Origin of the sequence: Sphingomonas natans, assembly GCF_030546695.1 — a bacterium.
GTDB classification, from domain to species: domain Bacteria; phylum Pseudomonadota; class Alphaproteobacteria; order Sphingomonadales; family Sphingomonadaceae; genus Sphingomonas_I; species Sphingomonas_I natans.
In genome coordinates, this window is record NZ_JAUOTP010000011.1 from 1 (window position 1) to 13,924 (window position 13,924).

The window sequence follows — 13,924 nt, forward strand, 5'->3', positions numbered from 1 at the left end:
GGCGACCGCGGCGCGCTCGCCCGCCGCCGCCAGCGCGCCCGCGCGCAGCAGCCAGCCCAGCGCCGCGCCTATGGCGAGCGCCGCCACCACGATCAGGATCACCGAAACCGACATGCCACCTCGTCGAAAGAACAGAGCGCGAACTTGCCTTGGCGGCGGATCAAATGCAAGCTCGTGCGCAGGAACGGTACGCCGCGCCCGCTGTTGGGAAGAGATGCCGTCCGAGGAGAGCGCGTATGTCCGTCCGCAAGATGATTGGCCTTCACCCCAAGGTCGCCGGCCATGTCAACGAGCCGCTCGCGCTCGCCGCCAAGCACGCAATGTATTGCGCGCTTTTCACCACCTCCTGCGCGGACGCCTGCTCGGCCGAGGGCGCCTCCGCGAAGGGCGAAGCCGCAAGCGGCATCGCAGGGGACATGAGCCAGTGCATCCGCACCTGCATGGATTGCTCGGACGTCTGCACCGCCGCCGCCAAGGTCGCCACGCGGATGACCGGCGACGACGACGCGATGGTCCGCGCGACGCTTACCGCCTGCATCGAGGCCTGCATGATCTGCGCCGCCGAATGCGACAAGCACGATCACGAGCATTGCCGGCTGTGCGCGACGATGTGCCGCGAATGCGCCGACGATTGCCGCGAGGCGCTGGCGACGTTGCATTGAGCAGAGGTTGAGGGGGGCGGACAAACATGATGACCCCGCTCATCCTGAGGAGCCATTGAGCGAAGTCGAAATGGCGTCTCGAAGGACACGGACCGTCCTTCGAGACGGGCCTTCGCCAAGCTCAGTCCCTCCTCAGGATGAGCGGATCAAAGTTCCGTGCAAACGATCCGCCTAAGCCGCGCGCCGCATCCTGCGCGCTTTTTCCAACTTCTTCATCACCATGTCGCGCTTCAGCTTGGACAGATGATCGATGAACAGCACGCCTTCGAGATGGTCCATCTCGTGCTGGATCACGGTCGCGAGCATGCCCTCGATCCGCTCGTCATGCTCGGCGCCCTGCTCGTCCAGCCATCGCGCCTGGATCGCGACCGGGCGCTCGACATCGGCATATTGATCGGGGACCGACAGGCAGCCCTCGTTATAGACCGACACGTCGTCGGCGGGCTCGCGCAGTTCGGGATTGATGAACACGCGCGGCGCCTTGATCCGCTCGCCGTCGGGCCCGTCCTCCTGCAGATCGATGACGAGGATGCGCTTGGGCACGTTGATCTGGACGGCCGCCAGCCCGATGCCCGGCGCGTCATACATCGTCTCGAACATGTCGGCGATCAGCGCGCTCACCTCGTCGTCCACCGTCTCGACGGGGGTGGAGATGACGCGCAGGCGCGGATCGGGCGCCTCCAGGATCGGTCTTATGGCCATCCGCGCTATTTATGCGCGTGGCGCAGGCGCTTCAACCCGCCGCATCCGATCAGCGTGATCGGCTTTTCCGTTCGCATCCGGGCGGCGGCGGCGTTACGCCTCCCCAACGAATGAGGGAATGTTCATGCTGGACCGGGCGTTTACGTGGATCGCATCGCGGATCGCCTTCGCCACGGGCCAGCCCGCCGCCTTCGTCATCGCGCTCGCGTCGATCATCATCTGGGGCCTGACCGGGCCGATCTTCCATTATTCGGATACGTGGCAGCTCGTCGTCAACACATCGACGACGATCGTCACCTTCCTGATGGTGTTCCTCGTCCAGAATTCGCAGAATCGCGATGCCGCGGCGATGCAGGCCAAGCTCGACGAGCTGATCCGCGCGGTCGACGATGCCCGCGGCCAGTTCATCGGCATCGAACACAAGACCGAGCGCGAGATCGAGAAGATCCGCTCGGACCTCGAAAAGGAATGCGCGGACGATGAGGAACGCCTGACGGGCAAGCCGAGCAGCGACGAATATCTCGATCGCCTGATCCGCCGCCGCTGATCCGCGCGGTTTTCGTTCGGCGGTTGCCCAAATGGGGGGACGGTCCCTATCTCTGCCGCCACGATCCGCGCTTGATGAGGCCCCGATGACCGCCGTCCACTCCACCCGCATGCTTGTTCTCGGATCAGGCCCGGCCGGGCTGTCCGCCGCCATCTATGGCGCGCGCGCGGGCCTGTCGCCGATCGTCGTCCAGGGGCTCCAGCCCGGCGGCCAGCTGACGATCACCACCGATGTCGAAAATTATCCGGGCTTCCGCGATGTGATCCAGGGCCCGTGGCTGATGGAGGAGATGCAGGCGCAGGCCGAGCATGTCGGCGCGCAGATGATGTGGGACACGATCGTCGAGGTCGATCTGTCCGAGCGCCCGTTCCGTCTCAAGGGCGACGGCGGCACCACCTATGTCTGCGACACGCTCGTCATCGCGACAGGCGCGCAGGCCAAGTGGCTCGGCGCCCCCGGCGAGGCCGAACTCGGCGGCAAGGGCGTCTCGGCCTGCGCGACGTGCGACGGCTTCTTCTATCGCGGCAAGAAGGTCGCGGTCATCGGCGGCGGCAACACCGCGGTCGAGGAGGCGCTCTACCTCACCAACCACAGCCACGACGTGACGCTCATCCACCGCCGCGATTCGCTGCGCGCCGAGAAGATCCTCCAGGAGCGGCTGTTCAAGCATCACGCGATCAGCACGCTCTGGAACAAGGAGGTCGCGCGCTTCGTCGAGGGCGAGGGCGCCGCCGGCCTCGTCGCGATCGAACTGCGCGACACCGTGACGGGCGAGATCAGCCAATTGGAGGTCGACGGCGGCTTCGTCGCGATCGGCCACTCTCCCGCGACCGAGGTGTTCAAGGGCACCGGGCTCGATCTCGACGACGAGGGCTATATCAACGCGCAGCCGGGCACGAGCCTGACCAACATTCCCGGCGTGTTCGCGTGCGGCGACGTCATGGACAAGGTCTATCGCCAGGCGATCACCGCCGCGGGCACGGGCTGCATGGCTGCCCTGGACGCCGAGCGCTTCCTCCAGGCCGCCGATTTCCCGGTGCCCGAGGACGCGATCGCCGGCCATCCGGTCGATCCGCTGATCGAGCATGAGACGGTGGCGGGGTAAGCCGCTTTTCTTCTGTCATCCTGAACTCGTTTCAGGATGCCGGTGTTTTGTCCGTCTCGCCTTTCCCATCCCGCCGGCACCGTTCCGAACAATATTTCACGCTGTCCCAGTCGCGCGCCCACTTCTTGCGCCACGCAAACGGTCGCGCGCACGCGATGCAGGTCTTGGTCGGGAGCGTGAGCTTGTGGTGCGCCATCCGTGCCCAACGCTCGGCGCCGCATCCGGGCCGCGCATTTCCGAATGACGCCGATCCGGCATAGCATCCGACGACTCACATGGGAGATGGCGATGAACCTGCGCGTCTGGGGAGCCTCGCTCCTGCTCGTGGCGAGCGCGGCGCCCGCCGCCTCGCCGATCCAGCCCGGCCTGTGGGAGATGACCACGAAGATTGACACGATCAGCATGCCGGGCGCGCCGCCGGCGATGGCCGCGGCGATGCGCCGGCCGAAGACGATCCGCACCTGCATCACCGCCGAACAGGCGGCGCAGGGCCCCCGCGGGATCCAGCAGGCCGACAAGAGCTGCAAGATCGGCCGCTACGACTGGGCCGGCGGCAAATATGTCGCCGAGATCGTCTGCAGCCGCCCCACCGGCACGATGACGACGCGCTCCACCGGCACCTATACGCCGACCAGCTTCAACTCGAAGAGCCAGATGAGCAGCACCGGCCAGATGAAGATGGCGATGACGATGACCGCATCGGGCCGGCGCGTGGGCCTCTGCAAGCGCTAGTAGAGCGCCTCGACGAAGTAGAGCCCGTCGGGCGGCGCGTTGAAGCCCAAAGCGGCGCGGTCCTGCGCGTCGAGCGCCGCCTGCAGGTCCGCCGCGCTCCACTTGCCCTGGCCGACGAAGGCGAGGCACCCGACCATCGAACGCACCTGATGGTGGAGGAAGGAGCGCGCCGCCGCCTCGACCAGCACGACGTCGCCCTCGCGCCGCACGTCGAGCCGGTCGAGCGTCTTGATCGGACTCGCCGACTGGCAGTGGACCGAGCGGAAGGTCGTGAAATCGTGGCGGCCGACGAGGCGTTGCGCGGCCGCGTGCATCGCCGCGACATCCAGCGCGCGCGGAATACGCCAGGCCTTGCCCTCGTCCAGCGTCAGCGGCGGGCGCCGGTTGACGATCCGGTAGAGATAGGCGCGGCCGAGACACGAGAAGCGCGCATGCCAGTCGTCCGCCACCGTCTCGCAGTCGAGGATCGCGATCGGCTGCGGCCGCAGCAGCGCGTTCAGCCCCTCGCGCAGCCGGAACGGCGCGATCTCCCGATCGATATCGACATGCGCCGCCATCGCCAGCGCATGGACGCCCGCATCGGTGCGCCCGGCCGCATAGACCGTCGCCTGCGCTCCCGTGATCCGCAGCGCCGCCTCCTCGATCGCCTGCTGCACCGAGGGGCCATGCGACTGCCGCTGCCAGCCCATATACGGGCGGCCGTCATATTCGATCGTCAGCCGGAAGCGGGTCATGCCGCACCTCTTCGCCGGCAAATCCCGTTTGCTTCGAGTAGCGATCGAGCTTGTCGAGAGCGCGTATCGAGAAGTCGGTGCCGATGTCTCGATACGGCTTCTCGACTTCGCTCGAACCCTACTCGACACGAACGGATCGGGAGAGACTGGCGCGATTTCACAGCCGCGTCCCCACGGGAATCGCGAACCCGCGCAGCAGCTCGGCCGCGGTCATGATCCCCCGCCCGGCACGCTGGACGCGGATCGGGCGGAGCGCGCCGGTGCCGCACGCGATCGTCAGATGCTCGTCGAGCACCGTGCCCGGCGCGCCTTCGCCCGCGACCGGCTCGGCGGCGAGGATGCGGATGCGGTCGCCCGCCTGCTCGAACCATGCGCCCGGCGCGGGCGAGAAAGCGCGCACCTGCCGCTCGACCGCCTCCGCCGGCGCCGTGAAATCGAGCCGCGATTCGGCCTTGTCGATCTTGGCCGCATAGGTCGCGCCCTCGGGCTGGATCGCGCCCGGAAAGGCGGCAAGATCGCCGAGCACCTCGACCATCATCGCCGCGCCCATCTCGGCCAGCTCGGCGGTCAGCTCGCCCGCATCCTTCCCCGCGACCGACGTCGCGCGCAGCAGCCGCATCGGCCCGGTATCGAGCCCCTTCTCCATCTGCATGATCGTCACGCCCGTCTCGGCATCCCCGGCGAGGATCGCGCGCTGCACTGGCGCGGCGCCGCGCCAGCGCGGCAGCAGCGAGCCGTGGACGTTGAGGCAGCCGTGCCGGGGCGCATCGAGCACCGCCTGCGGCAGGATCAGCCCGTAAGCCGCGACGATCGCGACATCGAGATCCAGCGCCGCAAAGTCCGCCTGAGCCTCGGCGTCGCGCAGCGACACGGGCGAGCGCACCGCCAGCCCCAGCATCTCCGCGCGCCGCTGCACCGCCCCCGGCTGCGGCGCCTTGCCCCGCCCGGCCGGCCGCGGCGGCTGCGTATAGACGGCGATGATATCGTGCCCGGCCGCGACGAGCGCATCGAGCGTCGGCAGGGCGAAATCGGGCGTTCCCATGAAGGCGAGGCGCATGGCGGCCGCTTAGCGCCTCCCTCTCCTCCCGTCATGCTGAACTCGTTTCAGCATCCAAGACCCGCCCTTGCCGCGCACGCGACGAGGCTGCAGCATCCTGCCGTGGAACCCTGCGCCTACATCCTCGCCAGCGGCAAGCGCGGCACGCTCTACATCGGCGTCACCTCCGATCTGCCGAAGCGGCTCCACCAGCACCGCACGCGCGTCACCAAGGGCTTTGCCGATCGCCATAGCGTGAAGCGCCTCGTCCTGATCGAGGTCTGCCCCGACATGGTGACCGCCATCGCGCGCGAGGAGCAGCTCAAGAATTGGCATCGGGACTGGAAGATCGCGCTGATCGAGGCGACCAATCCGGACTGGCGCGATCTCGCGGTCGATCTCGGATTTGCACCGTTTCGCCAGCCGACGAGCGCGGGCCATGGATCCTGAAACAAGTTCAGGATGACGGCGGTAATAATTGTCATGCTGAACTCGTTTCAGCATCCATTACCCGCGCTTAGCCATAAGCGCGCCAGTCGACGAACACCCCCCGCCTCCCTATCTCCCCTCCATGGCCTCGCCCGAAATCGACGCGCTGACGCAAGCGCTCTCGCGCCTCCCCGGCCTCGGCCCCCGCTCCGCGCGCCGCGCCGTGCTCCACCTGATCAAGAAGCGCGAGGTCGCGCTCGCGCCTTTGCTGCGCGCGCTGGAGGCGGTGAACGACAAGCTCGTCACCTGCGCGATCTGCGGCAATGTCGACACCACGAACCCGTGCGCGATCTGCACCGATTCCCGCCGCGACATCCGCATGCTGTGCGTGGTCGAGGAGGTGGCGGATCTGTGGGCGCTCGATCGCACGCGGCTCTTCCCCGGGCGCTTCCACGTGCTCGGCGGGCGGCTCTCCGCGCTGGAGGGGATACGCCCCGAGGATCTCGGCATCGATCGCCTCGTGGGCCGGATCGAGGCGGGCGGGATCGACGAGGTCGTGCTGGCGATGAATGCGACGCTCGAAGGCCAGACCACCGCGCATTATGTCGCCGAACGGATCGAGCGCTTCCCCGTCCGCGTCACCCAGCTCGCGCACGGGCTGCCGGTGGGCGGCGAGCTCGATTATCTCGACGAGGGCACGCTCGCGCAGGCGCTGCGGGCGAGAAGGCCGGTGGGGTGACTCACTCCCCTCCCTCCAGGGAGGGGAAGCGTTGGTCGCGCCCCGGCACCACCTCGCACCACCCTGCTTGACACTCCCGGCAGCCCCACACATATGCGCCTTGGCACTCACGCAAGCGGAGTGCCAACAAGTTCATCGCAAAGGGTGGGAGCCGGGCGGCCAGGTCGCCTTATCCTGCCTTCATTGCAGGAAAGGGACAGATATGGGTTTCCGACCGCTGCACGATCGCGTGCTGGTTCGTCGCATCGAAGCCGAGGCCAAGACGGCCGGCGGCATCATCATCCCGGACACGGCCAAGGAAAAGCCGCAGGAGGGTGAGATCGTCGCCGTCGGCGGCGGCGCCAAGTCCGAGGACGGCAAGGTCACCCCGCTGGACGTCAAGGCCGGCGACAAGATCCTGTTCGGCAAATGGTCCGGCACCGAGGTCAAGCTCGATGGCGAAGACCTGCTGATCATGAAGGAAAGCGACATTTTGGGTATCGTCGGCTGACGCCAACGGGCTCGGGATCGCCGGCTCGGCCGGCGTTCGCAACCCTCAACTTCCTCAACTTCTCTCGTTTTAGAAAGGCAGTCACATGGCAGCCAAGGACGTAAGATTTTCCCGCGACGCGCGTGAGCGCATTCTGCGCGGCGTCGATATTCTCGCCGATGCCGTCAAGGTGACGCTCGGCCCCAAGGGCCGTAACGTCGTCATCGACAAGAGCTTCGGCGCCCCGCGCATCACCAAGGACGGCGTCACCGTCGCCAAGGAGATCGAGCTCAAGGACAAGTTCGAGAATATGGGCGCGCAGATGCTGCGCGAAGTGGCCTCGAAGACCAACGACAATGCCGGTGACGGCACCACCACCGCGACCGTCCTCGCCCAGGCGATCGTTCGCGAGGGCATGAAGTCGGTCGCGGCCGGCATGAACCCGATGGATCTGAAGCGCGGCATCGATCTCGCCGTGATCAAGGTCGTCGAGGACGTGAAGTCGCGCTCGAAGCCCGTCTCGGGCACCAAGGAAGTCGCGCAGGTCGGCATCATCTCGGCCAACGGCGACACCGTCGTCGGCGAGAAGATCGCGGAAGCGATGGAGCGCGTCGGCAAGGAAGGCGTGATCACCGTCGAGGAAGCCAAGGGCCTCGAGTTCGAGCTCGATGTCGTCGAAGGCATGCAGTTCGATCGCGGCTATCTCTCGCCTTACTTCATCACCAATCCCGAGAAGATGACCGTCGAGCTTCAGGATCCCTACATCCTGATCCACGAGAAGAAGCTGTCGAACCTGCAGGCGATCCTTCCGATCCTGGAAGCCGTCGTCCAGTCGGGCCGTCCGCTCCTGATCATCGCCGAGGATATCGAGGGTGAGGCGCTCGCCACGCTCGTCGTCAACAAGCTGCGCGGCGGCCTCAAGGTCGCGGCCGTCAAGGCGCCTGGCTTCGGCGATCGTCGCAAGGCGATGCTTGAGGACATCGCGATCCTGACGAAGGGCGAAGTGATCTCCGAGGATCTCGGCATCAAGCTCGAGAGCGTCACGCTGTCGATGCTCGGCACCGCGAAGCGCGTGACGATCGACAAGGACAATACGACGATCGTCGATGGTGCTGGCGAAGAAGCCAACATCAAGGGCCGCGTCGAGGCGATCCGCAAGCAGATCGAGAACACCACCAGCGACTATGACAAGGAGAAGCTCCAGGAGCGTCTTGCCAAGCTCGCCGGCGGCGTTGCCGTGATCAAGGTCGGCGGCTCGTCCGAGGTCGAGGTCAAGGAGCGCAAGGATCGCGTCGACGACGCGCTCCACGCGACCCGCGCGGCGGTCGAGGAAGGCATCGTCCCCGGCGGCGGCACGGCTCTGCTGTACGCCACGAAGGCCCTCGAAGGCCTTACCGGCGCGAACGACGATCAGACGCGCGGCATCGACATCATCCGCAAGTCGCTGACCGCTCTGGTTCGCCAGATCGCGCAGAATGCGGGCCATGACGGCGCGGTGGTTTCGGGCAAGCTGCTCGAGAGCAACGATCCGACGCTCGGCTTCAACGCGCAGACCGACACGTACGAGAATCTCGTCGAAGCCGGCGTGATCGATCCGACCAAGGTCGTCCGCACCGCGCTGCAGAATGCGGCATCGGTCGCAGGCCTGCTCATCACGACCGAAGCGGCCGTGTCCGATGCGGCCGAGGACAAGCCTGCAGCCGGCGGCATGCCCGGCGGCGGCATGGGTGGCATGGGCGGCATGGGCGGCATGGACTTCTGATTTCGCACCGGCGCAGCGTTTGCTGCGCCGGAGACGAAATCAGAACGGCCGGAGGGCGACTCCGTCGCTCGACCGACGACACGGAGCTTCGCTTCGTGTCCCGTTCCGAACAGACCGACAGAACGGGGCCGGGGGAGCAATCCTCCGGCCCTTTTCTTTTGGCCCTCGCTGTCCGTTGGGTTCGAGCAGCTTCGAGCTTGTCGAGAAGCGTCCGTCGAGAACTTCTCGACTGCGATCTCTACAGGCTCGATCTCCGCTCGAAGCAAACGGATGATGGGAGCGCAGCTCGACCAAAATTCCACCGCATTATGACAAAGCGCGCATTGACCCCGCTTACCTTGCGGCGCAGCATAATCGCATCATGGCTGACGCTCCCCCACCTCCCCCGATCGCCCAGAATCCCGACATCCGCTATCTCGGGCGCCTGCTCGGCGACGTGATCCGGGCTTATGGCGGCGACGCTCTGTTCCGCCGGATCGAATATATCCGCTCGGCCTCGGTCGATCGCGCGCGCGGCGTCTCGGGCGAGGTCGATAGCGGGCTCGACGCGCTCAGCATCGATGACACGCTCGCTTTCACGCGCGGCTTCATGCTCTTCTCGATGCTCGCCAATCTCGCCGAGGATCGCCAGGGCGTCGCGACCGATCCCGATGCCGATCTCGCCGCCGCGCTGGAGCGGCTCGCCGCGCACGGCATCGGCTCCGATCAGGCGCTCGAACTGCTCGATCACGGGCTGATCGTCCCCGTCCTCACCGCGCACCCGACCGAGGTGCGGCGCAAGAGCATGCTCGATCACCGCAACCGCATCGCCAATCTGATGCGCCTGCGCGACGCGGGCATGGCCGAGACGCCCGAGGGCGACGTGATCGAGGAAGCGATCGTCCGCCAGATCGCGCTTCTCTGGCAGACGCGCCCGCTGCGTCGCGAACGGCTGTTCGTCGCCGACGAGATCGAGAGCGCGCTCTCCTACCTGCGCGACGTGTTCCTGCCCGTCCTGCCCGTCCTCTATGCGCGCTGGGAGCGCGTGCTCGGCGCGCGGCCGCGCAGCTTCCTCAAGCCCGGCAGTTGGATCGGCGGCGATCGCGACGGCAACCCCTATGTCACCGCCGAGACGTTGCGCCTCGCGCTCGGCCTCTCGTCGGAGGCCGTGCTCGCCCATTATTGCGATCTGCTCCACAAGCTCGGCGGCGAGCTCTCGATCTCGAACGAGCTGGCGCCCGTCACCGCCGAGGTCGAGGCGCTCGCCGACCTCTCGCACGACGACGGCCCGGCGCGCGCCGACGAGCCCTATCGCCGCGCCGTCACCGGCATCTATGCGCGCGTCGCCGCGACCTACAAGGCGACCACCGGCAAGCTGCCGGCGCGCGCGCCGACGCACGCCGCAGACCCCTATGCGACTCCCGCCGAGCTGCGCCGCGATCTCGTCGATCTCGCGCATGCGCTGGCCGCAGGCGGCGGCGGATCGCTGGGGTCGAGCGGCGGGCTCGGCCGGCTGATCCGCGCGGTCGAGACGTTCGGCTTCCACCTCGCCACGCTCGATCTGCGCCAGAATAGCGACGTCCACGAGCGCGTCGTCGCCGAGCTGCTCAAGGTCGCGGGCGTCGAGGCTGATTATATCGCCTTGGACGAGGCGGCGAAGGTCGCGCTGCTGCGCCGCGAGCTGCGCACCGCCCGCCCGCTGACCGGCGCGCATCTTGCTTATGGCGAGGAGACGGCGGGCGAGCTCGCGATCGTCATCGCCGCCGCCGAGGCGCATGCGCGCTACGGCCCGGCGGCGATCACGACCTACATCATCTCCAAGACCGATTCGGTTTCCGATCTGCTCGAGGTGGATATCCTGCTGAAGGAAGTCGGCCTCTACCGGCCCGACGATCCCGCCTCCTCGACGATCATGGTCGTGCCCCTGTTCGAGACGATCGAGGATCTCGAAAACGGCCCGGCGATCATGAAGGCCTATTTCGATCTGCCCGAAGTCTCCGCCCGCGTCTCGGCGCGCGGCTATCAGGAGGTGATGGTCGGCTATTCGGACAGCAACAAGGACGGCGGCTATCTGACGTCGGTGTGGAGCCTCAACGAGGCGAGCCGCGCGCTGAAGCCGGTGTTCGAGAAGGCCGGCGTGGCGATGCAGCTGTTCCACGGCCGCGGCGGCGCGGTCGGGCGCGGTGGCGGATCGGCGTTCGGCGCGATCCTCGCCCAGCCCGCGGGCACGGTGAAGGGCCGGATCCGCATCACCGAGCAGGGCGAGGTCATCGCCGCCAAATATGGCACCAAGCCCGCCGCCGCGCTCAATCTGGAGGCGATGGCGGCCGCGACCCTGCTGACCAGCCTCGATCCGGGCGAAGTGAAGGGCGAGCAGCGCTTCCACGCGGCGATGCGCGAGATTTCGGGCAATGCGTTCCGCGCCTATCGCGGGCTCGTCTACGAGACCGAGGGGTTCCGCACCTTCTTCCGCCAATTCACGCCGATCAACGAGATTGCCGGGCTCAAGATCGGCTCGCGCCCGGCGAGTCGCACGAAATCGGACCGGATCGAGGATCTGCGCGCGATTCCCTGGGTGTTCAGCTGGGCGCAGGCGCGCGTGATGCTGCCGGGCTGGTACGGCGTCGGCCAGGCGCTCACCGATTTCGAGGACAAGGCGCTGCTGAAGGACATGGCCTCGCGCTGGCCCTTCTTCCAGACGACGCTCGCCAATCTCGAAATGGTGCTCGCCAAATCGGACATGGGCATCGCCGATCGCTATCTCGCGCTCGTCGAGGACAAGGCTGCGGGCGAGGCGATCTTCGCGCAAATCCGCCACGGATGGGACTTGGCCCGCGATGCGGTGCTCGATCTGACCGGCGAGAGCCGCCTGCTGGAGGGCAGCCCCAAATTGGAGGAATCCGTCCGGCTCCGCCTGCCCTATATCGAGCCGCTCAACCTGCTCCAGATCGAGCTGATCAAGCGCCACCGCGCGGGCGAGGACGATCCCCGCATCGCCGAGGGAATTCAGCTTTCTATCAATGCGATCGCGACCGCTTTGCGCAACAGCGGTTGACGCGGCCGGCACCAGGGGTAATGCGCCGTTAAGAGCCTTGCGGCATAATTGCCGCGAGGTGACCGATGCGTTTTTCATGGGGGGCCATGATCGAGGGGGGGATCGCTAGGCGCCGTTGGCGTCTGGCGTGCATCAGCGCATGTTTGTTCTTGCTCGCCGCCTTGGCGAGCGAGCTCGTCGCCTCGCAGGCTTCGGGCCTCACCTCCTTATGGCCTGCGAACGGCATCCTGCTCGGCCTGCTGATCGCCTCGGGCCGGGATGGCAAGGATCGCTTCGCGATCGTGCTCGGCGCGCTCGTCGGCGATCTGATCTCGTCCGTCCTGCGCGATCAGCCGCTCACGATGATGCTGCTCTTTCCGATCGCGAACATGACCGAGGCGGTCGGCGCGGCGCTGCTGATCCGTGTCTTCGGCGGGATCTCCGGCGCATTCGAGCGCACGCGCGACGTGCTGATCTTCGTCGCGGCCTGCACGATCGCCCCGCTCTTCTCGTCGATCATCGGCGCCATCGGGATGCACCTCGCGATCGGCGCGCCATTCCGCGAAGCCCTGATCAACTGGTATGGCGCCGCGGCCCTGAGCCTTGCGATCATCGCCCCCGCGGTGATCGTCATCACGCGCTTTTCCGAGACGATGGAATTGAGCGGGATATCGCGCCAGCGCATCGGCGAGAGTCTTATCCTGCTGGGGCTGGTTGCCGCCGTCGCCATCCTGATCTTCTACACCTCGCACCTGCCCTTGCTGTTCCTGATGCTTCCGGTCGCGTTGCTCGCGACGTTCCGGCTCCGCCAATTCGGCGCGGTCGCCTCGACGATCATCATCGCCGCCATCGCCGCACGCGCCACCGCCGAGGGCCACGGGCCGATCGCCGCGCATGGCGGGCCCCACGCCGCGGGCCACCTGCTGCTGCTGCAGTTCTTCCTCGCGGTGAACTTCCTCTCGTCGCTGCCGGTCGCTGCGGCGCTGACGCAGGGCGATCGCCGCGGCGAGGAGGCGCATCTGCTCGCCGATCACTTCAAGACCGTCGTCGAGAATATCGGCGAGGTCATCTTCCGAACCGATCGCAAGGGGCGCTGGACCTATCTCAACCCGGCCTGGCAGGCGCTGACCGGCTACCCCGTCGCCGAAAGCCAGGGCCGCTCGTGGCTCGACTGGATCGAGGAGGCCGAGGCCGCCGAATTCCGCGACTGGGCGCAGCCGGTGCTGGACGGCGACGTTCACAGCACGCGCCGGCTGCTGCGCTTCCGCATGCTGAACGGCGACATTCGCTGGATGGAGCTTTCGATCCAGACGCTGCGCGACACGAGCGGGCATGTCGTCGGCACCACCGGCACGCTGCGCGACATCGACGATCGCAAGAAGCTGGAAGAGCATGTGATGTCGGCCAAGCGCCGCGCCGAGGAGCAGGCGCGCGAGGCGACCTTGCTCGCCTCGACCGACGAGCTGACCGGCCTCGCCAACCGCCGCGCCTTCCTCCGCCATCTCGAACGGCAGGTGGAGGCCGCCAACGAATTCGGCTGGGCGCTCGCCGTCGCGATCTTCGACGTCGATCACTTCAAGCTGGTCAACGATTCGCACGGCCATGCCGTCGGCGATCAGGTGCTCCAGGTCGTCGCCGATCGCTCGGTCGGGGTCGTGCGCAGCGGCGATCTGGTCGGGCGGCTGGGCGGCGAGGAATTCGCGATCCTGATGCCGGGCGCGAGCCCCGAAGATGCGACCGCCGTCGCCGAACGGCTGCGCGGCATGATCGCGGGGCCGGTCGACATGGACGGGGTCGGACTGCCGCGCGTGACCGTCAGCATCGGCATCGCCGCGCATTGCCGAGAGCAAGGCGCGAGCGACCTGCTCGCCGGGGCGGATCGTGCGCTCTATGCCGCCAAGAGCGCCGGCCGCAACATGGTGAAGCTCGCCGCCTGACAGCCGCCGACCAAAGCGTTCGTTCCGCCGATTTTTCCGTCCGGCCCCGATTGCGTG

Annotated in this window: 14 protein-coding genes; 10 read left to right on the forward strand and 4 right to left on the reverse strand. The window is 67.2% G+C overall.

The features are described from left to right. Positions 1–236: 236 nt before the first annotated feature. A complete protein-coding gene (locus tag Q4F19_RS19110) occupies positions 237–662 on the forward strand; it encodes a four-helix bundle copper-binding protein (RefSeq protein WP_303546103.1) in 426 nt (141 codons plus the stop codon). 171 nt (positions 663–833) lie between these two features. On the opposite strand, the gene def is transcribed toward Q4F19_RS19110, so the two are convergent. Further along, positions 834–1,364 (reverse strand): peptide deformylase, encoded by a 531-nt coding sequence (gene def, locus Q4F19_RS19115; protein WP_303546105.1) that lies wholly within the window; start codon positions 1,362–1,364, stop codon positions 834–836. Between the two features lie 127 nt (positions 1,365–1,491). Between def and Q4F19_RS19120 the strand changes: the two genes are divergently transcribed. Both Q4F19_RS19120 and trxB read left to right on the forward strand, forming a co-directional pair. Beyond that, a complete protein-coding gene (locus Q4F19_RS19120) occupies positions 1,492–1,911 on the forward strand; it encodes a low affinity iron permease family protein (protein WP_303546445.1) in 420 nt (139 codons plus the stop codon). A gap of 85 nt (positions 1,912–1,996) precedes the next feature. After that, positions 1,997–3,016, forward strand: coding sequence for a thioredoxin-disulfide reductase (gene trxB, locus Q4F19_RS19125; protein ID WP_303546106.1), 1,020 nt, complete (start codon positions 1,997–1,999; stop codon positions 3,014–3,016). Between the two features lie 31 nt (positions 3,017–3,047). Here the strand turns inward: trxB and Q4F19_RS19130 are convergent, their stop codons facing one another. Continuing rightward, on the reverse strand, positions 3,048–3,212 hold the full coding sequence (locus Q4F19_RS19130) for a DUF2256 domain-containing protein (protein ID WP_303546107.1): 165 nt from the start codon (positions 3,210–3,212) through the stop codon (positions 3,048–3,050). A gap of 92 nt (positions 3,213–3,304) precedes the next feature. On the opposite strand from Q4F19_RS19130, the gene Q4F19_RS19135 reads away from it, so the two are divergent. Continuing rightward, on the forward strand, positions 3,305–3,748 hold the full coding sequence (locus Q4F19_RS19135; RefSeq protein ID WP_303546108.1) for a DUF3617 domain-containing protein: 444 nt from the start codon (positions 3,305–3,307) through the stop codon (positions 3,746–3,748). Here the strand turns inward: Q4F19_RS19135 and truA are convergent. Together truA and fmt are read right to left on the reverse strand one after the other, a co-directional pair. Then, positions 3,745–4,482 (reverse strand): tRNA pseudouridine(38-40) synthase TruA, encoded by a 738-nt coding sequence (gene truA / locus Q4F19_RS19140; RefSeq protein WP_303546110.1) that lies wholly within the window; start codon positions 4,480–4,482, stop codon positions 3,745–3,747. The genes Q4F19_RS19135 and truA overlap by 4 nt on opposite strands. A 157-nt stretch (positions 4,483–4,639) precedes the next feature. Beyond that, positions 4,640–5,539 carry a methionyl-tRNA formyltransferase gene (gene fmt, locus Q4F19_RS19145; protein ID WP_303546112.1) on the reverse strand — a complete coding sequence of 300 codons (900 nt, stop codon included), beginning with the start codon at positions 5,537–5,539 and terminating at the stop codon, positions 4,640–4,642. 33 nt (positions 5,540–5,572) lie between these two features. Here fmt and Q4F19_RS19150 point away from each other — a divergent pair, with 33 nt between their 5' ends. From Q4F19_RS19150 to Q4F19_RS19175, 6 genes are all read left to right on the forward strand, one after another. Continuing rightward, a complete protein-coding gene (locus Q4F19_RS19150) occupies positions 5,573–5,968 on the forward strand; it encodes a GIY-YIG nuclease family protein (RefSeq protein ID WP_303546114.1) in 396 nt (131 codons plus the stop codon). Positions 5,969–6,089: 121 nt separating this feature from the next. After that, positions 6,090–6,686, forward strand: coding sequence for a recombination mediator RecR (gene recR, locus Q4F19_RS19155; RefSeq protein WP_303546116.1), 597 nt, complete (start codon positions 6,090–6,092; stop codon positions 6,684–6,686). A gap of 202 nt (positions 6,687–6,888) precedes the next feature. Continuing rightward, entirely contained in the window at positions 6,889–7,176 is a 288-nt protein-coding gene (groES, locus tag Q4F19_RS19160) for a co-chaperone GroES (protein ID WP_303546447.1), read from the forward strand. An 85-nt stretch (positions 7,177–7,261) separates the two neighbouring features. Further along, on the forward strand, positions 7,262–8,917 hold the full coding sequence (gene groL, locus Q4F19_RS19165; protein ID WP_303546118.1) for a chaperonin GroEL: 1,656 nt from the start codon (positions 7,262–7,264) through the stop codon (positions 8,915–8,917). Between the two features lie 361 nt (positions 8,918–9,278). Then, positions 9,279–11,951 carry a phosphoenolpyruvate carboxylase gene (gene ppc, locus Q4F19_RS19170; RefSeq protein WP_303546120.1) on the forward strand — a complete coding sequence of 891 codons (2,673 nt, stop codon included), beginning with the start codon at positions 9,279–9,281 and terminating at the stop codon, positions 11,949–11,951. Between the two features lie 86 nt (positions 11,952–12,037). Beyond that, on the forward strand, positions 12,038–13,867 hold the full coding sequence (locus Q4F19_RS19175; protein WP_303546122.1) for a sensor domain-containing diguanylate cyclase: 1,830 nt from the start codon (positions 12,038–12,040) through the stop codon (positions 13,865–13,867). Positions 13,868–13,924: the final 57 nt, after the last annotated feature.